We start from the raw sequence: 20,940 nt of genomic DNA on the forward strand, positions 1-20,940 counted from the left end.
TCTATCTTCTTAGGTAACTAAAGTTATTTGCATAAGACATCATTTGCTCTTTAAAACTAGAAACGTATTCAACCTTAACATCAATGATGTTATTTTCATCATCCATTTCTGGAACAAGTACAGGATTTACAAATCCGCTGTAAGGTGGAATATTTAAAGGCTTTACACGAGCTAAAACTTCCTCATGAATTTTTTGATCAACTTTCACTCCGTAATCTTCAACCAATTTTTTTCCAGCCTTATAGTCACCCTCAGATTTTATACGTTGAATTTCTTTCAATAAATCACCAAACAACCCATTCAATGCTTCATAGTCACGAATATTATAGTAGGTTTTTCCATCACGTTTTACCTTCTCAATAACAGTATCTGACATTCCTTTTTCAAAAACCCAAGAGGAAACAAGCTGACGATTTCTCATGTGCGTTTGTTCAATATTATCGCCAACCTTAAGCCTTTGTAATTGGGTCATCAAACCATTTCTGATGTAGTTGTCATATGCCGCTTTTCCAACTTCTGTAGATTCTGCCAAGCCAAGGTCAACCAACTTTTCATCCATAATATAATATAACGAAACTAAATCAGCACGTGCTTCTTCTAAAGTACTTGCATAACTTTTCAAGGTTTCTTTTGGCGTTCCAACACCAGGATTCAACTGACCACTCGCATGTCCAACAACTTCATGCAACGCTGTGTGTAATTTCGAACTTAAATTCCCATATTTCTTAGCACGCTCTGCTTCTTCTTCGTCATTAGCGAACTCATCTATCATCGACCCTCCAGACGCATTTGCGTATGCCTCAACGATATTCCCCAAACTCACTGATTTTGATCCATATTCAGCACGAATCCAATCTGCATTTGGTAAATTCACTCCAATTGGAGTAGATGGTGACGCATCCCCGGCTTCACCTAAAACATTTACAACTTTATAAGTTACACCTTTAACGTTCTTCTTTTTATGATCATCCATGATTGAAGAATTGTCTTCAAACCACTGTACGTTATTTTCTAAAACCTTCATCCGTTCTGAAGCATCAAAATCTTTCATTTGAACAATAGATTCATACGTACCTCTATACCCTTTTGAATCTCCATATACCTCAATAAACCCATTGATATAGTCAATATCTCCTTCTGTGGCTTGAACCCAAGCAACACTGTAGTCATCCCAATCTCTAAGATCTCCTGTTTTATAATATTTCACTAATAATTGTAAAGCCTCTTTTTGAGCATCATTTTCTGCTACTGTTATGGCTTTTTCCAACCATAAAACAACTTTGCTTAAAGCTTCTCCATATAATCCAGAAACAACCCAAGGCACCTCCTCAATTTCACCATATCCATTCAAAACCATTTTAGAATTCAAACCATAAGAAATTGGTTTCTTATCATTCTTGATTTTAATCTTCTTGTAGTATTCTTCCAACATATCTTCGGTAACTCCTTCCCCGTAGAAATTATTAGCACTTCCTCTTAGCAAACCTTTTTTAGTATCAAGATTCACACCCTTAGCGTCAATTGTTGGGTCAAACATCACTTCCATAGCTCTTGCACTAAGCTCTGCTTTTGCATCCGCTAATAAAGTTTGGAAATAGGACTGACTAAACTCTGGAACAAATTTATCTTTCGAATAGTGATGATGAATTCCGTTTGCAAACCAAACTTGCTTGGCGTATTGCATGAATTTTTCCCATTCACCTGTACTTTCACCTTCGTAGCTTGCAACAATTGCATCTATGGCATTTCGAATTTCAAGATTGTGCCTATAGTTTTGATCATAAATAATGTCTCTTCCACTAAGTCCAGCTTGAGTTAAATAATAAGCCAACTTTTTTTGATTTAAAGTCAACTTATCAAATCCATTGATTTTATATTTCAATATTCGAATATCAGCAAATCGATCAACTTCATATTCGAAATCATCTTCAGCTTTTTGTTCAGTTTCAGCTTCAACAATTGGCTCTTTTTTAGTTTCTGCCTTACTTTCTTTTTGGTCACAAGAAAAAAGAACGGCTATCACGAGTGTACTCAATAAAATCTTCTTCATATTCCTTAGTTTGAATTTGTAAAGTAAGAATAAAAATTCACAAAAGAAATTTTATGATAAGAGTTTTATAGAGTAAGAATAATTTTGATGGTGCAAGAACGTAACAGATCGTATTGCAGATTACAAAATTTTAGAAGAGAACAAAGAAGTATTTTTATTTTGGAATAAACTTTACAATTATTAATGGTAGAATTCTACAATCGTGTTCTATTAAATATCTAGAACAAGTGAAGTAAGGGACATTCCCTTTCGAAATCGCCTCAAAATTCAAAAACGCCTACTCAATACTGTAAATCATTTATGATTTAACTCCATAGCCTTCAAAGTATTCATCATCAAAGAAACAATTGTCATTGGTCCTACTCCACCAGGTACTGGTGTGATGAACGATGCTTTTTTGGATACACTCTCGAAGTCAACATCACCAACTAAACGATAACCGTTTTTCTTGGATGTATCTTCAAGACGTGTAATCCCCACATCCATAACAACAACTCCATCTTTTACCATATCTGCAGTAAGGAAATTTGGTTTTCCAATTGCTGAAATAATAATATCTGCTTGAAGTGTTAATTCTTTCAAGTTTGTGGTTCTTGAATGTGTTAAAGTAACAGTTGAATTTCCAGGATAAGCACTTCTTCCCATTAGAATACTCATTGGTGAACCAACAATGTGTGAACGTCCAATAACTACACAATGTTTTCCAGAAGTTTCAATGTTGTATCTTTTGAAAAGCTCCAACATTCCCGCCGGAGTAGCTGGCAAGAATCCAGGAAGATTCAAAACCATATTTCCTAAATTCGTTGGATGAAAACCATCCACATCTTTTTTAGGATCAATTGCTAAAGTAATTTTCTTTTCGTCGATGTGCTTTGGAAGCGGTAATTGAACGATAAATCCGTCAATTTCATCATCGTTATTCAATTCATGAACCTTTGCCAACAATGCTTCTTCTGAAATGGAATCTTCAAGATGAAAAAGTGAACTTTCAAAGCCGATTTCTTTACAAGCGCGAACTTTCGCTCCTACGTAAGTTAGTGAACCACCATCATTTCCAACTAAAACAGCTGCTAAATGTGGAGTTTTTTGACCTTTTTCTTTTCTCGCTTGAACTGCTTCTGCTAATTCTTGACGAATTGCTTTTGAAGTCTCTTTACCATCTAAAATCTGCATCCCAAAAATGTTTTTGCAAAAATAAGATTTAAAAGTCAATTACAAATTACGAATTACGGAATTATGAATTGAATGCACTAAAATATCGAATTGAGTATCACTTAAGCAATTTTCAAATTTACAATTAGCTTCCCTAAAAGTTACAGCCATTCATAATTGCCAATCCGTAATTTAGGATTTAGATTCTTTTGGAAAATCTAACTCTCTAAGTCTTCCACTTTCTTGGTCAATTGATTAATCTGTGTCTGCAAATCCGACTGATTTTCCATTTTTCTATATTTTTGAAAAAGACCCACCAATACCCAGGATTCCTTGATATCAGAAATTGAAATTTCAATGGTTTCAATTGCAGGATGATCGGCAATTAACTCAACCTTCTCCTCTTTCTTTACTATTCGACATAATTTAATGTCGTCATACACAACGAGAACTGGTAGACTTTGATCAATATTTTCAAAACTGATTTTTTCCAACAACACAATATCTTTAGGGTACAATCCTCCTTGACTATCGCTCATTTCCAAATCAAAAACCTCATAAAATAGATATGTTTTATCTCCAACATCAATTGGCCATTTTATAAAAGGCATATTATTTAAAAAACTTTCTTTCTGATGATGAATAATGTATTCCTCCTGATTTACTTTCGTTAGAAGCGGAATACGTGGGAAGGCCTTTCTTAATTGACTTTCGTTGGTTGTAAGTTCAGTATTGAATTTCAATAATTCATTTATAGTCAATTCTCGCTTTAGCAAGTCGTCAATCGGTATGCTAAAATAATTAGCAACATTTATAATTGTTTCTATCTTAGGCTCACTCCTTCCTTCTTCATAAGCTCCTAAAGTCCCTCTTTTCAAATCAAACAAGTCTGCAAAGTTCATCTGAGAGAGAGACTTCAACTTTCTAATCTTCTTTATATTTGTTCCAAAAAATGACATTATGCTAATAAAATTTGCAGATTAATAAAGATTATATATATTTGTACTATTAATTTTAGCTAAACTAATAAAAAAACAAACACATGACATTAATAATTATTTATATTTTGACCAGCATCAAGGATATATTTTTTAAATTTAGCCTATGAATTACACAGAAACTATCAAACAATATTTGGTGGAGTTAGACTACACCATTACACACGAAAAAGAAGACGAAGGTATTTTAATAATTGAAAAGGAAGAATATGGTGTAAAGAACCTAGTTTTAGGAATTACTCCACCTGTTTTAATCTTAGAACAATACATATTTAAAATAGACCAACCTTCAGCTGAAATTTTTCAAAGTCTACTTATAAAAAACAGAGAAATTATTCACGGCGCTTTTGTACTTGATGATTCTGGAAAGAAAGTAATTTTTAGAGACACTCTTCAAATTGAAACTTTAGACATTGAAGAACTCGAAGCATCACTTAATTCACTCAGTTTATTAATGAGTGAATATGCAAATGAGATAATAAAATTCTCAAAATATTAAAACGAAAAACAATGAATATTTTTAAAAGATTATTTAGAATAGGAGAAGCAGAGGCAAACTCTGTTGTCGACAACATGGAAGATCCAATTAAATTAACTGAGCAAGGAATCAGAGATCTTAAAAATGACTTGACAAAAAGTCTTGAGGCTTTAGCACAAGTAAAGGCTTCTAGCATCATGTCAAGAAATGACGAAAAGAAACATTTAAACCAGGCTACAATTTTTGAAGAAAAAGCAATTGCAATTCTCAAAAACAAGGATTTAGATGATGCTGCAAAAGACAATTTAGCACAACAAGCTTTGATTAAGAAAGGCGAATTGGAAAAAATGGCTCAAAACGCTAATGAAGAACATGAGCGCACAAGTAAAGCCGTTGTAGAAATTGAAACTAATATTGCCAAATTAAAAAGCAATATCTCTAAATGGGAAAGTGAACTTCGTACATTAAAATCGCGTGTCAAAGTAAGCAAGGCTCAATCCAGCTTGAATAAGCAAATGGCAGGAATGGACAGTAACGGAACGGTAGAAATGCTCAAAAGAATGCAGCAAAAAGTAGAGGAAGAAGAGGCAAAAGCTGAAGCCTACGGCGACATTGCTAATAACTCAACTTCAGTAGAAGATGAAATTGATAAAGCAGCAGACCTAACTTCATCCAAAGCGGAAAGTGAATTAGAAGCATTGAAGAAAAAAATCGCGAATAACTCCTAAAATTAAATGATAGAAATTTTATTTTCACCTGTCAATTTTGCACTTACTTTACTTGTTTTGGTGCTGGTTGCATATTGGTTAATTTCTATTATTGGAGGATTAGATTTCGAAATAGATTTTGATGTAGATGTAGATATTGACGCAGATATTGATATTAGTTCTGGCTTAGATGCAACATCCATTGAAGACATCGCTAATATCGAAGTCAACAAAGAAGATGTAGTTAACAAAAGAAGACAGCCTCTAAAATGGTGGCAAATCTTCCTAATCTACTTCAACTTTGTGGGATTGCCGTTTATGTTCACATTAACTTCATTCATTTTCATCTGGTGGATTATTTCTGTTGTTTCAACTTCATTCTTTAATCTCTACGAGACCAATTTAGGATTTGTGATAATGGTTCTGAGTTTTATACCAGCTCTTTTTATCACAAAGATTTTTACAAGTCCTTTCAAATCATTTTTCAGCAAATTCAACAAAGACGGAGATGCTCCAGTTGATTTCATAGGAAGAGAAGGAACTAGTTTATCGAGTATTTCAGCCGATAAAATGGGAAATGCAGAGGTCATTATTGATGGAAATCCTTATTCTATCTATATTAAATCAGAAAATGGAGAACCCATTGCTTACAATGAGAATTTTCTAATTATCAGAAATTCACCAACAAAAAGCTATTATTACGTTCAATCATATAAAAACAATTATTAAACACATCACTAAAAATTATGGATCTATTACAATTATCACTTTTTATAGTCGGGGCGGTTGTCTTCCTTGCCCTGGTGTACATGGCTATTATTGCCATGTTCTACAAAAAAATCCCTCAAGGTCAAGCCTTAGTTAGAACGGGACTTGGAGGAACTAAAATTGCGACAGACAAAGGAATGTACGTAATTCCAGTATTCCACAAAATTGAAATCATGGATATTTCGGTTAAGAAAATCGAAATTGAAAGAATGGAAACTGAAGGTCTGATTTGTAAAGACAATATGCGTGCAGATATCAAAGTTGCATTTTTCGTAAGGGTGAACAACGATATAAACGCTATAAAGAAAGTTGCTCAAACTATTGGCTGTGAGAGAGCATCTAGAATTCAAACCTTAGAAGAACTTTTTGAAGCGAAATTTTCTGAAGCCTTAAAATCTGTAGGTAAGAAGTTTGAATTTATAGAACTATACGAAGCTCGAAGAGAATTCAGAGATGAAATCGTGAACATCATCGGAACAGACTTAAATGGCTACACACTAGAAGATTGTGCGATAGATTATTTAGAACAAACACCAGTAGGTTTCTTAAAATCAAACAACATTCTTGATGCGGAAGGGATTAAGAAAATTACTGAATTAACAGCTGAACAAAACAAGAAAGCCAATCTTATTAAACGCGATGAAGAGAAGGTAATTCGCAAGCAAGATGTTGAAGCAAGAGAAGCTATCTTAGAATTAGATAGGCAATTAGCTGAAAAGGAAGAATCTCAAAAAAGAGAAATTGCTAACATTAAATCTCGTGAAGAAGCACAAGTATCAAAAGTTAGAGAAGAAGAACGCTTAAAATCTGAAAATGCGCGCATTTTAACAGAAGAAAAAGTAAAAGTTGCAGAAGAAAACATGCAACGTCAGATAATCGTTGCGCTTAAGAACAAAGAAAGAACTGAAGCTGTAGAGACCGAACGTGTCGAAAAAGACCGTGCTTTAGAACAAACCGAGAGAGAGCGTATTGTAACACTTGCACAAATTGAAAAAGAAAAGGTTGTTGAGGTAGAAAAGAAAAACATTCAAGATGTTATTCGTGATCGCGTAACTTTAGAAAAAGGAGTTGTTGAAGAGCAAGAAAACATGAAAGATATTCAAGCTTTCAAAACTGCAGACAGAGAGAAACAAGTTGCTATTACTAGAGCGGAGTCTCAAGCGCAAGATCTTCTAATCAAAACGATAAAAGAAGCTGAAGGTAAGAAAGAAGCCATGAAGCAAAAGGCGGAAGAAATTAATATTGAAGCTCTAGCTAAGAAAGAAGCAAGTTCTAAGGAAGCCGAAGCGCGTAAAATAATTGCAGACGCCAAAGCAAAAGAAGAAGCTATTTTAGGTATTTCTGAAGCACAAGTAATGCACGCAAAAGCAGATGCCAACGAAAGACAAGGAATTGTAGATGCTTTAATAACAGAAAAACAAGCAATTGCTGAAGCCAAAGGAATTGAAGTTAAAGCAGATGCAAAACGCAAAGATGGATTGGCAGAAGCAGAAGTAATGAAAGAAAAAGCTATGGCTGAAGCTCGCGGAATCGAAGAGAAGGCCGAAGCAATGAAGAAACTGGATGGTGTTGGAAAAGACCACGAGGAATTCAAGCTGAGATTAGATAAAGAATTACAAATTGATCTTGCTGGAATAAATATTCAGAAGGATATTGCGGATGCTCAAGCTTCCGTTATCGCGGAAGCACTTAAAGCTGCCAACATTGATATCGTAGGTGGAGAAACAATGTTCTTTGATCAAATTATCGGCCAAATCACACGTTCTAAAGGAATAGATAGATTAGTAAATCACAGTGAGAACATCACAGAAGTGAAAGACGCAATTTTATCAAATGATGATGTTCAAGGTAATTTAATCGACAAGATCAAAAACATGGCAGACCGTTATGGAATTGGTTCAGAAGACATCAAAAACTTGAGCATAGCTAATTTATTGTTGAAAATGAACAATAAAGCAGACAATGAAGAAGACAATAACATGTTGACCAATTTAATGAACATGGCAAAAGGTATGGGAATTGGCGACAAGAAATTGAACTAATTCTTTAAAATAAAACCTTAAGATTTGTGGAATATTCTAGTAAAGCACTTTATTAGGTATTCCACAAATTAATTCTGAGAAAATAAAGAATTCAAGAAATAACATTTTTCATAATACGCTATAATTCCTTTGTTTCATTTAGTTTAAGCTAATCAGTCAAGAAAACATTTCCAATAAATGGCAGAAAACAAAAATTCAGATCAGTTAAATAAAGACACTTACGAAATTATTCGTGGGAGGTTAAAAACACATTCCAATGAGCTTCAAGTTCGAATTTCGAAATTGAATGAATCTCGAAAAGATGTCTTTGGTGCGTTGGAAACAAAATTGATTGACAACAATCGAATTCTAACCGAAAACAATTGTATTCCTCGAGATATAATCTCCTTTGACAACACATGTATTTTCGGTTATAATGTAAATTTTGGTTTACGTTCGGAAATTAAATTGTCTGATGTTTTTAGCATTTATGAATTTAAAGACAACAACTTTGAACCAGCTTCTTATGATTTTATTAGCGATGAGCAGTTTGAAACTGACTTCGTAAACCTTTACAAATATTATAGAAATACTTTTTTTACACGCTTTGGACACATAGAGAATTTCCTATTTATGGTTTTCCAAATAAGTGAAAACCCTGATGACATAAAAACTTTCAAATGGCTAATTAAAGACAATCAACTCACCTATATTGACGCCAGAAGTGAGCATGAATACAATTTACCACCTCAACATGAGTTTCAATGGCAAGAAATTGACAGAGACATGCACCGCTATGGTGAACATCCTCACGTTTCAGTTTTAGATAAAGTTTTTGTGGAAAGTGTTGGTGGAGATTTGACCATAAAAATTGAAGACAATACCGCAGATGGAGATGGAATCTACTCAGAAAGTGTAGAATACCGTGACCAAACCTTGGATGATGGAAAGGTAAGATTTTCAGAATTTGGCAACTTGATCCCAATAGAAATAACTCCATTTCAAGAAGAACCTCGATACTTCTTGTACAACCATAAAATGCGTGAAGTTCAGCGTATCGACAGCATACAACGGACCGCTGTGTTCTTACCAGACAATCAAGGATTAATTTTCCCAACTGGTTATTATCTTCAAACTGGCGAATATCACCTATTTGATAATTCCATCGAAGGAATCGAATTCGTTAAAAAAGTGGCTTCACCAAATGGGGAAGACTATTTGTATGTTTTCTATTCTAACATACTTGGTTTATACAACCTAATGCATTACAATGTCATTTCTCAAAAGGTAAAAACCCCAATTGTTTGTAATGGTTACACCATTTTTAAAGAAGGTCAGCTCTGCTATTTTAGAAATGAGAATGAGCAAACCAAGCACCATATTATTCAGATATGGCAAACACCGTTTACAAAAGAAGCAATTGCTCCTGCAGAGCACACGGAGTCACTGATTTACAAAATTGGAAATAAAGACATCGTTAAAGCCATGGCTGAAGCCCATGGAATTATCAATCTGCTCAATAAAGGCGATAATTACGCTGATTTATATGTTGATATTGCCAAGAACGCAAAAGACATTCTAGATGCTTATTATTGGTTAAATGAGGAAGAGACAATGCGCCTCGACGAACCCATTAAAGAAATTAGAAAAACTGCTCATTCCGCAATAGATGAATTTGAAAGAGTTGTTGAATTAAGGAAAAATGCGAAAGAAGAAAGCCATAAAATAGCGACTGTTGCCAATGAGGTTTTTAGCAAAATTAAAAGCACTTCCTTCAAAAATATAGATGAATTCGTTAAACTATTAACTTCTTTAAGACAAATCCGAGGTGAGGTAATCACGTTAAGAGATGTTCGATATATCGATGAAGAAATCTTAAACAAAATTGAAGAGGAAGTTGAAGAATATCAAGATAAAATCTCCAAACGATGTGTAGAATTCTTATTGGACGAGAAAGCTTTAAAGCCATATGACGACAAGCTAATTGATAAAGAAAAAGCCTTAGTAGAAAGTAAAAAAGTATTTGAAATTAAAGCGTTAGAAACTGAAATTTCCAATATAGGTATCGAACTCGAAATGCTTATTGAAATCGTTAGTAATCTAGAAATTGAAGATACCACACATACGATTAAAATAATTGACGCTATTTCTTTAATTTATTCTCGACTCAATCAATTAAAAGCTGCAGCAAAAAACAAGAAGCAAAACTTAGGTGGTGCAGAAGCAAAAGCAGCATTCGCAACGCAAATAAAGTTAATTGAACAGAGTGTTTTTAATTACTTCGATATGGCCGACACTCCAGAAAAGTGTGACGAATATCAAAACAAAGTAGCAGTACAACTTGAAGATTTAGAAGCCAAATTTATAGATTACGATCATTTCGCATTAGAAATTGCTGAAAAAAGAGAAGAGATTTTTGCATCTTTCGACACTAGGAAAAGTGAGCTAATTGAAAAGAAAAATCGCCGAACAGTTGCTATAAAAACAACTTCTGAACGCATCATTAATGGGATTGTAAACAAGCTTAAAAATCTAGAATCAGAGCAAGAAATAAATGCACATTTCGCTTCTGATTTGATGGTCAATAAAGTTAGAGACAACATAAACGAGCTTCTAGCGCTAGAAGATCAAGGAAAAGCAGAATCTCTGGAAACAGCTTTAAAAGTTGCGAAAGAAGATTCCTTTAGACAGCTTAAAGACCGTAAAGATTTATATGAGGATGGGAATTCAGTAATCAAATTTGGTCAGCATAGGTTTGGTGTTAACCAACAGAAACTTGACATAACGCTCGTTCTTAAAAACGAAGAATTATTTTATCATTTAACCGGAACAGATTTTTATCAACCCTTGACGAATCCGCTATTGGAAAGTGGAAGGAGATTCTGGTCGCAAGATTACGCTTCTGAAAATAAAGAGGTTTACAGAAGTGAATATTTAGCTTACAAAGTTTTCAAAAAGGAAAACAAATTGGGCGAGCTAACACCAGAAATGTGGGAAGAAAAAGTGAAAGCAGAAAGTAGTATAAACTACTCTGAAGGATACACTAAAGGAGTGCATGACGAAGATGCTTTACTGATTTTAAACATTTTAGTAGAAAAACATAAAAGCCTTGGCCTATTAACTTTCACTTCTAAAACAAGAGCACATGCCCAATATTTTTGGCATGCTTTAGCGAAAGAAAAACAAGTGCGTTTGTTGAGATTAATCAAGACAACAGGTGAAGTTTTCAAAACTTTTCCTAATGCTCAAAATGAAAGTTTCGTTGAACTAGAATTACAAGAGGAAATTTCACAATTTGCTGAGAACTCTAAACTTTTTGAAATAGCTGAAAAAAAGCAAATCGCACAATATTTAGTAAAAGAGTTACAATCTGATGACATATTTGCTATTTCGATTGAGGCTTTTGACCTAAATGAAGAATTTCAACAATCTTTAAAAGAAAAAAAACAAGACAAACGTTATCAACTTACGTTAGAAGAAACTGACAATTTAAAAGAGAAAATTCAAACCGCAAAGCAATGGTTTATGGCTTTTTCTCAATCAAAAACAGAGAATAACACCGTGTTTTTAGAAGAAGCTGTCTGTTTATCTCTATTCTCAGAATCTTTTTCCCAGCCAGAAACACATCTATCTGCTAAAGAAACAATCATAGGGTTCAAAGGAAATCACAAGGTTTTAGAAGATGAAAAATACATTTTTGATTACCATAATTTCATCCAAAAATTAGAAGCATTTTCGGAAATAGAAGTCCCAGCTTATCATGCGTTTAGAGAAACACGTCATCAAGTACTTGAAGAACTCAAAGAGCAACTTAAACTCAGTGAATTTATGCCTGTTGTTTTGTCTTCATTCGTGCGAAATAAATTGATTGACGAAGTTTATTTACCTCTTTTCGGAAGTAATCTCGCCAAACAAATGGGAACAGTTGGTGAAAATAAGCGTGTGGACAGAATGGGTCTACTCCTACTGATTTCTCCACCTGGTTATGGTAAAACCACGCTTATGGAATACATCTGTAACAGGTTAGGATTGGTTTTTATGAAAATAAATGGACCTGCCATTGGACACGAAGTAACATCTGTTGACCCAGAAGCTGCAACTAACAGTGCTAGTAGAGAAGAATTAAAAAAGTTGAATCTTGCTTTCGAAATGGGGAATAATGTGATGCTTTATCTGGACGATATTCAACATTGTAATCCAGAATTCTTACAGAAATTTATTTCACTTTCTGATGGAACAAGACGTATTGAAGGTGTTTACAATGGAAAACCTAAAACGTATGATTTAAGAAGTAAAAAATTCAGTGTGATCATGGCTGGAAATCCGTATACCGAAAGTGGTGAACGTTTTAGAATCCCAGATATGTTAGCGAATAGAGCTGACATTTATAATCTCGGTGATATTATCGGTGACACAAAAGACTTCTTCGAACTCAGTTTAATCGAGAATTCCTTAACGGCGAATTCTACATTAAGTCAATTAAGAAATAAATCGATGGAAGATTTGTATGCTTTAATTAGACAAGTGCAAACAGGTCAACAAGCCGAACTTGAAGCTACACATAGTCAACAAGACTTGCAAGATTACGTTTCTGTGCTCGAAAAAGTAATTAAAGTTCGAGATACGGTTTTAAAAGTAAACGAAACCTACATCAAGAGTGCTGCAATGGAAGATTCCTACAGAACAGAGCCAGCATTTAAACTCCAGGGATCTTACCGAGACATGAACAAGCTTGTGGAGAAAATCGTTTCTATTATGAACAATGATGAACTACAAACTTTGCTCAACACGCATTATGAAAGTGAATCACAAACATTAACTGGACAAGCAGAAGCAAATTTATTGAAATTTAAAGAATTGAGTCAAACATTGACAGAAGTAGAAGCTCAACGTTGGGAATCAATAAAAGAAACTTTCTTAAAAAACAACAAGTTGAAAGGATTATCCGACACCAATGAAATGGGTCAAATCATATCTCAATTGATGGATTTCAATGCAAATTTAGGAGGGATTCAAAAAGCGATAAAAAAGGATTAATTACGAATAGGGGAATTACGAATTTGAGGTTAGCGGATTTTGGAAAATTTAAGTCCATATTAAAGTTAGGTACGTATTGTTGCATAGTTGATATTCTCAAATAGCAACTTTTACTTTATAAGAATGAAGTAGATCAACTCTATAACCTACTAATTATTAATTGACTTTGTGATTTATTAACTAAATACTAAGTTATTTCATAAGATCCTTTTTTCTAATATTGCGCTCTAATAATAAATTCAAAATTATGAAAAAGTTACTATTTGGTGCAGTGCTTGTTGGTTGTTTGGGTTTAACTTCGTGTAAAAAAGATTACACTTGTACTTACTCTGGAAATGGTGGTATTGCTTCAGGATCAACTGACTTTTCAACAAAAGATAAATCGGAAGCTGAAGATTTTGAAAAGGAGTGTAAAGCTGCTGGAGGAACTTGGAGAACTAACTAAAAATTACTTTTAATTGAAATTTTAATTTCTTTGAGAAAACGAATTTCCAACAGATATTTAATCGATTTTTCTGAAGTGAAAATTTCAATATTCAATTGTTTTACGCCAAGGAATTAATTTCTTGGCATAAAAAACCTCCATCAAAGGAGAAATTTTAAAACAAGTAGAAAGTAACGCAAAAAAATAGTGATTCCAATTCAGAAATCACTATTCAATTTTAGTTAGATAATATTGCAAAAACTATTTAAAAAACTTGTGATATTCACCATAAGACTCCTGCAATAAACCCACGAGATAATTAGCTTGATCATCTGTATTAGTTATGGTAAGTTCTTTTGTTAACTCTAAGTGTGGGTGCAACCACTTGTGCAATTCATTATGACTTTCTCCATTCATTGTACAACTAGAAATAAGTTGTTTATTTTGAATAGAAACTTTCTCTGCTAAATCAATGTAATCACTATTCCCCGAATTGATATATTCATTAACAAGTTGCTCCCCCTTCATAACGTAAGGCTTCATTTCTTCATTAACCTCCCATTTCTCTCCATTATTTAAGTAGATATCACTATGTCCATGAGAATGTTCGTCAGTAAATTGATTATCATCTTCGTTTGTTATTTCTTGCTCAACTGGCTCATTAGAATCCATTTTAGATTCATTTTCGCAGCTCATTAAAAACCCTATTCCAAAAAGGCCTAAGGCTAAAAGTATATGTTTCATGTTCTTCTATTTTTTATCGAATGAATTTACAAGTAGTAAATATAAAAAAAGAATTAAAGTGCAGAATTGTTAGCATAAAAAAAAGGGACAAAACTGTCCCTTTCTCTATAAAATCTCTTGAATTCTTGAATTCAATATTCAAAATTACTTATATCTTCATTCCTTTAACAACTCTGTCTTTACGTTGGTTTTTCTTCCAATTTTTCAATTTCACCATAAGGTATGCAGAAGCACTTTGACGAACTGCATAATAAACAGATCCACCGTAATCCAACTCCCCTTTACCGTTAGCCCATTGTGCTACAAGGTAAAATCTTCCATTAGAAATATTTTGACGTTCTGCGAACCTTAAAACTCGACCATCACCCATTTCAAATCTAATTTGTACTGTTCCATCTTCTTCCATTTCTTCGAAAACACAAGGGCGATTTGCTGGAATAACGATTCTTTCTGATGTTGAACGTTCAGATGTAACTAACTCTCCAGATTGACCAGTAGTCGCAACTTTTGATTGTTCATCGCTTCTTTCAAGAATAATAATCTCAGAGGTATAAAACTGAACCTTCTTTAATTTCTCTGGAGTCAATTCAAATTCAGAGCGAATTTTTGTAGTGTAAGGTACTTTCGTTGCACAACTTCCTAAAATAACAACAGTTAAAAGGGCTAATATAATTTTCATTCTACTTGATTTTTTTATTCATTTGATATTACGAAAATAGTAACAAAAAACGTTCCGAAACGTTAATTTACCAATAAATTACATCCACGTATATCACTTTGATCAAAACGACCAAGAATTTTAAAACGATTTCCTTCTTGGATACCCAAATCATCTGTACCTATAAAAGAACAGCTGTAGTAATTCGCCAAATCAATTACATTTACACCACCTGTTTTTCCTTCATTTCGAATATTCAGTGGGTCATCAACATCACGAATCAAAACTTTCATCCACTTTGGAGCAGTAAAATACTCTGTTCCGTTAGTATAAGCTTGTGATAAAAGTTCTGTCATTCCATATTCAGAATATATGTGCTGTACTTTTAATCCTTCACACAATATTTCATGCAATTCTTCCTTGATCATTTCTTTCCTACGGCCTTTCATACCACCCGTTTCCAAAATAATGACACCTGATAAATCTATTTTTTTCTCAGCTAAATCCAACAAAGCATAAGACACTCCAAATAAAATGATCTTCTTGTCTTCCTTTCTAGCATTTTCAATTGCATTTATTAGCAAGTCCAAATCATTCAAATAAAAACCAGACAAGTAATGATTTGATTCCTTCACCAAATAATCAACCATATAAACTAAAGAAGATTCTCCTTGCTCTACATAATTTGGCAATAATGCCATGATGATAGCATCCTTTGGATTTACGATTTGCTTAGTGAAAGTATTTAGAAATGAATCAACATAAATTTTGGGATCAGCCAAGTAATGTTGACTTCTTATACTTTGTGTAGTTCCAGAACTTTTGAAAACCTGTAAACTTGCGCTGTCTATTTCATCTGAAAGAATTTTGTGGGTCTTAAAAAATGAAATAGGCAAAAATGGAATTTCTTTAAAATGAGTTGGTGTTTTTCTCCCTAAAGCATCACAAAAATTTCGATAAATAGAAACGTGTTTATATTGGTAATGATATACTTTTAAAGCAACTTCATTAAAATCTTTATCCGAATTAATTTCAAAAATGGAATTTATTAAAGAGTTATGAATTGACACTTGAGTTATTGAATTATTAAAAGTTATACGCAAAAATAGACAATTCAATTCTTCTTAAAAAGAATAGGAGCTCAAAACTGGCGTTTTGAACTCCTATCACACTAATCAACCTAACCTACTACTACTTATACAAATTTAACTCAAAAAATTAGAAATAAAATGATTTAACTGATTTATTTTCAGCGCTTAGCTTTACAATAAAAGCCAAAAAAGATCAGAAACTAATCACTAATTAGATTTACTTAGAAGTCAAATATATTCATAACTTGCTATATCTAATTGGTCGAAGAATAACGCCTATTCGTCTAAAAACACCTTATTACAACACAGAATAGCTTTCCAATAATAGCAGAAATAAAACAAAGATACACTACTAATAATTAGTTCAATATGTAGATTTCCGAATAAAAACAGAATTCAATTGAGCAAAAAATAAATATTTTTGAAAATCCTCTAAACGAAAAATTGAATAGATTATAAGATTACTGATAACGATTGATTAGAAAAGTTTTTTTGAAAGCTGGAAACAAATAATATTCGCTTTCATCATAAAAATAATTAATCTACTTATATACTTTGGAAAAGGTTATTTTTGAAGTAATCGAGAGTAATGGACTTTTTTTAGGGGAAAAGGTTAATTCCATACTATCCGTTTTTAAAAGGCTTACTTTTTGTATTGCCATAAATCAAAATTCAAATGAAAAGAGCACTTATTACTTTAGCATTGACAACTGGTTTACTTTTTGGGTTGTCCGGATGCTTTGAGCTTATCGAAGACACCACTTTAAATAGTGATGGAACAGGAACTTATAAACTGACTGTTAACCTTAGTGCCAGCACCACAAAAGTAAATTCTATGATGGCGATGGATAGCATTAAGGGCTCTAAGGTGCCATCCCGATCAGAACTTAAACACAATCTTCAAACATATTTATCCCAACTCGAAAAAAAGGAAGGTATTTCCAATGTTACAGGAACTTTAAATACAGAAACTTGGATTGTCAATTTAAGTCTTGATTTTGAATCTTTAACCGATCTCAAAAAAGGACTTATTTCAATGTCGGAAGACATCACAAAAAAACCTTCACCTTCAGAAGTTAATGATATTGTCTTGAATTTCTCTAAAAATGTTTACGAGAGAAAAATTGGAAGTCTAATTCCAGAAAATTGGCAAAAACAAGCCCGAGAAAGTGAAGATTTCTCTAAGTTAAATGAAGGAAAATGTGTTTTTATTCAACGATTTGACAAAGAGATAGAAAATGTAAACTCAGACATCGTAAGGATTGCTAAGAGCAAAAAAGCTACTATGCTTCAACTTTCTCCACTTGTGTTAGTTAATGCTCCAGAAAAGTTAGATTATATTATTACAATAAAGCAATAAAGACTAAAATATTAATCTTATTCTGACTCTTTTTTTACTTAATTTTGTCGAATAAATAAAATTTCACAATGAATAAATTTTTCACTTTACTTCTGATAATTGCCAGCACTTTTTCCGTAAAAAGTCAAGTTAACCAGATGATTTCCGACTCAGCCTACTTCGTTATGGAAGTAGATTTAGGAAAGGTGGTTAAATCAGTGCCATTAGAAGAAATCAACAAATTAGAATTTGTAAGGTTTTTAATGAAGGAATTCGAAAATAAATCAAGCTCCATCAATAACCTGTCAGATTTGGGAATCGATTTTTCATCTAAATTAATCGTATTCAACCTTGAAAAGGATGCGTATTCATCAGTTTCAGCTATTATTCCATTAAAAGACAAACAAAAATTTCTAACGCTTTTATCTCTTGAAGAGCAGCGTATGCTAGCAGAGAAAGGTTCAATTGAACATCAAGGAAAAGTAATTTCTGTAACAAATCAAACTTGCATCATCAATGTGATTGATTGGAAAATGAGTTATTTCCGTGAAAAAACAAGAATCTTTTTTGAAGATAACGACTGGGAACTTCCAGATAACTATTATTGGTTTAGCAACTATGATTACATCGAAGACGATATTTATGATGTTGAAGAAGCTGCCGACGCTGTAGAAGAATATGAAGACTACGAAGAGATAACTATCGATGAAGGTGAAGAAACCATCGAAGTAGAAGTTTATGATGATGAAGCAGAAGAGTATTATGCCGAGGAGGAAATCATCTCTAGTGAAGAAATTAAGGAACGTGAATTGGAAAATAAATTCAGACGTATTATGGATTCATTGACTGTTCTTGAAAAAGAAAGGGTAGTCACTTATCATTCGAATTTCATTAAGCAACCTGGACAAAACCTTTATGCGAAAGATGACCTTTATAAAAAAGTAAGTAATGAAGCGGCCGATGCAAAAATATATTTGAATCCATTGATGAATAACAGCATGATGAACGATTTAATGTATTACCCTTTACAAAACTACTTGGAATATGAATTGGAAAACTTAAGACAATTCGCCTTTTTTAACTTTACTTCTGATGGAATAAATATGGATTGGAAAATTCAAGTTTCCGATGATCTAGCAGAGGTAATGAAAGAAGCTTCATCTCAAAAAATTGACAAGAAATTATTAAAATATATTCCAGATTATGCCCAAGGAATAGCTTTATACAATGTAAATGCATTTGGTGCTTACACAAAGTTTAAGGAAATCTATATGCCAAAACTAGATGAATCAGAAGATCCGTACATGCTTATGGCCTCTGCGGTTTGGTCTACAATCGATGAATTTGTGGATGTAGAAGCAGTATCATCAGTTTATCCTCCAAAAGTCTTAGCTTCTTATGCTGGCTTTAAAGAAGTTGAAATGACTCGTGTTTCTTATGAATACGACGAAGAAACTTTTGAGTACACTGAAATGGACACCACATACATGGAAAAAATTCCAATGATTACTTTGGCCCTTTCAAATGAACGTGCTTATTTGATAGAGAAATACATGAAAGCAATAATGAAATTGGAAGAAGACATGGTTATCAAAAAAGATAAATATTATACAATTCTTGAAGGTCCTTGGGAATTAGGAATTGCATATCACTTGGCTGTTATTGACGATGTAATTATTTTAACAAATGATGAATCAGTTGTAAAAGATCACTTAAATGGATTCTCAGGAAAAGCATTTGATCGAAAGATTAACAAGAAAGTCAAAAAAGCGAAAATGTTTTACGCCCACATGGATTTCAATCAAGTTTCTAAAGATTTAATTGATTTAGGATTTATCAATAACACTGAAAATTTCATGAAATTGTTTAGTGATAAAACTGGAACAGTCGATATTGAAATGGCTGGAATTTCTAAAAACCAAGCCCATTACAAAATGAAAGTGAACACGAATGACAACTATGAGAATGGTGGTTATTTCTTGTTTGAATTGATGAATGCCGTTTATTTATTCAACAAATAACAAGGTTTAAATGAACAAAAAACTTAAAGTCACCATTGCGATTCTTATTCTTCTTTTTGGAGTGGTGACTTTAATATTGTTCCTTAGAAGTCAGCCAACAAAAGAAAAATTTCATCTTATAAACCAGGTTTCTGAAGCTGACATTGCTTACCACGCAGATTTAGATGAAGTACTTGACGATATTATCCAATACAATTCTGAAGTTAAAAGAAGCCTAACCAACAAAGTGGCTTTAAACAAACTGAAAAATCAACTAAATAACTCAGGCCTGGATAATAAGCATATATTTATCACCCATTCATTCAAAGATAAAGGAACCACCTCAATCTATGCAGAAATCCTAGATTCAACCGCTTTCAATTCAACTTTTAATCAATTAAGGACTTTGCTCTCCCTCAAATCACTAAAATATTCAATTGGATATTTTATCTCAGAGAATAAAAGAACGAGCATTGAAAAACATGAACAATATGTAAAATTTAATTTTGGAAAAGGAGCAGAAAATGCCTTAACAGTGCAAGAAACAAAGCCGAGTGTTTTTTTTACTCAACAACTGGAAAAGGTAAATGATGGAATAATCAACACGACTGGAACTCCAAAATTAGATTCAACAGATTATGCCACTTTCACCTATTCTTATGGCAATGAATTTAATCTAACAATTGATTGGAATGTTTCTGAAAACCCTCCTTTGCAGTTGAAGAATAATCAATCGGTACAACTTTATCCAACCAGTTTAAAAATGATAAGAGCAATTACCAATGTTGATATTGAGCATGCTAAAAAACACCTCAATCAAAATCTAAAAGACTTAATTCTAATTCAATTCAAGAAACTTCCAGTATCTGCTCAGGAATTATTAAAAATTTGGACAGGTCAATCCTCAATTCAAATGGGTGGAAAAATCGCTCAAGAAACTGTCCAAATCACCACAGAATTTGATGATGATTTCAATCAAGTAGAAAAGAGAATTGTAAAAGTAGACAGTATTCTAAACATCGGATTGTATTGGGCAACATCACAACCTTCACAAACATTGGAATTGCTTAATAAATTACCAAATGTTAATTTCGAAAAAGACAAATTACAAATTGCATTATTACCTTCTTTAAATACAATAACTGAGGAAAAAAGTGTAAAATCAACCAGTCAAAACGTTGATTTCGAAGGAAACAAAGAAAATAAATTACTTTATTTAAATATTGACATTAAAGGACTGAAAGGAAATTTAAGCATCGAAAACATATCAAAAGAGACCATTCAACTTCAGTTAAAGTTAGAAGATTGGAAAGGATTAAGCAATCCTAAAGAATTGGATATATCCAGTTTTTGGTAGACGAAATTATCATTTCGAAATAAGATATCCGTGCTGCTGCAGTTCAGCTTTCCTTGACGATGTATCCTGTTTGCGGTGACTGCGCTTATCGAAGGCACCGAAGCCATCGGAGGCCC

At 33.0% G+C, this 20,940-nt stretch carries 15 protein-coding genes; 9 read left to right on the plus strand and 6 right to left on the minus strand.

Annotated elements, in window-relative coordinates:
- Window position 1 precedes the first annotated feature (1 nt).
- The 3 genes from C6368_RS00960 to C6368_RS00970 form a co-directional block, all read right to left on the minus strand.
- A complete protein-coding gene (locus C6368_RS00960; RefSeq protein ID WP_107037299.1) occupies window positions 2-2,050 on the minus strand; it encodes a dipeptidyl-peptidase 3 family protein in 2,049 nt (682 codons plus the stop codon).
- 294 nt (window positions 2,051-2,344) lie between these two features.
- Window positions 2,345-3,223, minus strand: a complete 879-nt coding sequence (locus C6368_RS00965; RefSeq protein ID WP_107037300.1) for a bifunctional 5,10-methylenetetrahydrofolate dehydrogenase/5,10-methenyltetrahydrofolate cyclohydrolase — start codon at window positions 3,221-3,223, stop codon at window positions 2,345-2,347.
- 197 nt (window positions 3,224-3,420) lie between these two features.
- On the minus strand, window positions 3,421-4,104 hold the full coding sequence (locus C6368_RS00970) for a helix-turn-helix domain-containing protein (protein ID WP_159038349.1): 684 nt from the start codon (window positions 4,102-4,104) through the stop codon (window positions 3,421-3,423).
- Window positions 4,105-4,306: 202 nt separating this feature from the next.
- On the opposite strand from C6368_RS00970, the gene C6368_RS00975 reads away from it, so the two are divergent.
- The 6 genes from C6368_RS00975 (at window position 4,307) to C6368_RS01000 (ending at window position 13,656) form a co-directional block, all read left to right on the plus strand.
- Window positions 4,307-4,699, plus strand: a complete 393-nt coding sequence (locus C6368_RS00975; protein ID WP_107037302.1) for a YbjN domain-containing protein — start codon at window positions 4,307-4,309, stop codon at window positions 4,697-4,699.
- An 11-nt stretch (window positions 4,700-4,710) separates the two neighbouring features.
- Window positions 4,711-5,406, plus strand: a complete 696-nt coding sequence (locus C6368_RS00980) for a PspA/IM30 family protein (RefSeq protein WP_107037303.1) — start codon at window positions 4,711-4,713, stop codon at window positions 5,404-5,406.
- 6 nt (window positions 5,407-5,412) lie between these two features.
- On the plus strand, window positions 5,413-6,114 hold the full coding sequence (locus tag C6368_RS00985) for a hypothetical protein (RefSeq protein WP_107037304.1): 702 nt from the start codon (window positions 5,413-5,415) through the stop codon (window positions 6,112-6,114).
- A 17-nt stretch (window positions 6,115-6,131) separates the two neighbouring features.
- On the plus strand, window positions 6,132-8,195 hold the full coding sequence (locus tag C6368_RS00990; protein WP_107037305.1) for an SPFH domain-containing protein: 2,064 nt from the start codon (window positions 6,132-6,134) through the stop codon (window positions 8,193-8,195).
- Window positions 8,196-8,372: 177 nt separating this feature from the next.
- Window positions 8,373-13,211, plus strand: coding sequence for a DNA repair ATPase (locus C6368_RS00995; protein WP_107037306.1), 4,839 nt, complete (start codon window positions 8,373-8,375; stop codon window positions 13,209-13,211).
- Between the two features lie 247 nt (window positions 13,212-13,458).
- The gene (locus tag C6368_RS01000) at window positions 13,459-13,656 is read left to right on the plus strand and encodes a hypothetical protein (RefSeq protein ID WP_107037307.1); all 198 of its coding nucleotides are present in this window, start codon (window positions 13,459-13,461) and stop codon (window positions 13,654-13,656) included.
- 240 nt (window positions 13,657-13,896) lie between these two features.
- Here C6368_RS01000 and C6368_RS01005 read toward each other — a convergent pair whose 3' ends face one another.
- From C6368_RS01005 to C6368_RS01015, 3 genes are all read right to left on the minus strand, one after another.
- The gene (locus tag C6368_RS01005) at window positions 13,897-14,379 is read right to left on the minus strand and encodes a hypothetical protein (protein ID WP_107037308.1); all 483 of its coding nucleotides are present in this window, start codon (window positions 14,377-14,379) and stop codon (window positions 13,897-13,899) included.
- 148 nt (window positions 14,380-14,527) lie between these two features.
- Window positions 14,528-15,058, minus strand: coding sequence for a hypothetical protein (locus C6368_RS01010; RefSeq protein WP_107037309.1), 531 nt, complete (start codon window positions 15,056-15,058; stop codon window positions 14,528-14,530).
- A gap of 62 nt (window positions 15,059-15,120) precedes the next feature.
- Window positions 15,121-16,107: a LuxE/PaaK family acyltransferase gene (locus C6368_RS01015; RefSeq protein ID WP_234369058.1), complete on the minus strand. Its 987-nt coding sequence runs from the start codon at window positions 16,105-16,107 to the stop codon at window positions 15,121-15,123.
- Window positions 16,108-16,804: 697 nt separating this feature from the next.
- Here C6368_RS01015 and C6368_RS01020 point away from each other — a divergent pair.
- From C6368_RS01020 to C6368_RS01030, 3 genes are all read left to right on the plus strand, one after another.
- Window positions 16,805-17,488, plus strand: coding sequence for a hypothetical protein (locus C6368_RS01020; RefSeq protein ID WP_107037310.1), 684 nt, complete (start codon window positions 16,805-16,807; stop codon window positions 17,486-17,488).
- 68 nt (window positions 17,489-17,556) lie between these two features.
- Window positions 17,557-19,488: a hypothetical protein gene (locus C6368_RS01025; protein WP_107037311.1), complete on the plus strand. Its 1,932-nt coding sequence runs from the start codon at window positions 17,557-17,559 to the stop codon at window positions 19,486-19,488.
- 10 nt (window positions 19,489-19,498) lie between these two features.
- A complete protein-coding gene (locus C6368_RS01030) occupies window positions 19,499-20,824 on the plus strand; it encodes a hypothetical protein (protein ID WP_107037312.1) in 1,326 nt (441 codons plus the stop codon).
- Window positions 20,825-20,940: the final 116 nt, after the last annotated feature.

Origin of the sequence: Brumimicrobium mesophilum (assembly GCF_003025005.1) — a bacterium.
In the GTDB taxonomy this organism is placed as follows: domain Bacteria; phylum Bacteroidota; class Bacteroidia; order Flavobacteriales_D; family Crocinitomicaceae; genus Brumimicrobium; species Brumimicrobium mesophilum.

Bases quoted from the DNA above. Each gene is read 5' to 3' on its own strand.
- C6368_RS00960 (WP_107037299.1), bottom strand. From the start codon at position 2,050: ATGAAGAAGATTTTATTGAGTACACTCGTGATAGCCGTTCTTTTTTCT.
- C6368_RS00965 (WP_107037300.1), bottom strand. From the start codon at position 3,223: ATGCAGATTTTAGATGGTAAAGAGACTTCAAAAGCAATTCGTCAAGAA.
- C6368_RS00970 (WP_159038349.1), bottom strand. From the start codon at position 4,104: ATGAACTTTGCAGACTTGTTTGATTTGAAAAGAGGGACTTTAGGAGCT.
- C6368_RS00975 (WP_107037302.1), top strand. From the start codon at position 4,307: ATGAATTACACAGAAACTATCAAACAATATTTGGTGGAGTTAGACTAC.
- C6368_RS00980 (WP_107037303.1), top strand. From the start codon at position 4,711: ATGAATATTTTTAAAAGATTATTTAGAATAGGAGAAGCAGAGGCAAAC.
- C6368_RS00985 (WP_107037304.1), top strand. From the start codon at position 5,413: ATGATAGAAATTTTATTTTCACCTGTCAATTTTGCACTTACTTTACTT.
- C6368_RS00990 (WP_107037305.1), top strand. From the start codon at position 6,132: ATGGATCTATTACAATTATCACTTTTTATAGTCGGGGCGGTTGTCTTC.
- C6368_RS00995 (WP_107037306.1), top strand. From the start codon at position 8,373: ATGGCAGAAAACAAAAATTCAGATCAGTTAAATAAAGACACTTACGAA.
- C6368_RS01000 (WP_107037307.1), top strand. From the start codon at position 13,459: ATGAAAAAGTTACTATTTGGTGCAGTGCTTGTTGGTTGTTTGGGTTTA.
- C6368_RS01005 (WP_107037308.1), bottom strand. From the start codon at position 14,379: ATGAAACATATACTTTTAGCCTTAGGCCTTTTTGGAATAGGGTTTTTA.
- C6368_RS01010 (WP_107037309.1), bottom strand. From the start codon at position 15,058: ATGAAAATTATATTAGCCCTTTTAACTGTTGTTATTTTAGGAAGTTGT.
- C6368_RS01020 (WP_107037310.1), top strand. From the start codon at position 16,805: ATGAAAAGAGCACTTATTACTTTAGCATTGACAACTGGTTTACTTTTT.
- C6368_RS01025 (WP_107037311.1), top strand. From the start codon at position 17,557: ATGAATAAATTTTTCACTTTACTTCTGATAATTGCCAGCACTTTTTCC.
- C6368_RS01030 (WP_107037312.1), top strand. From the start codon at position 19,499: ATGAACAAAAAACTTAAAGTCACCATTGCGATTCTTATTCTTCTTTTT.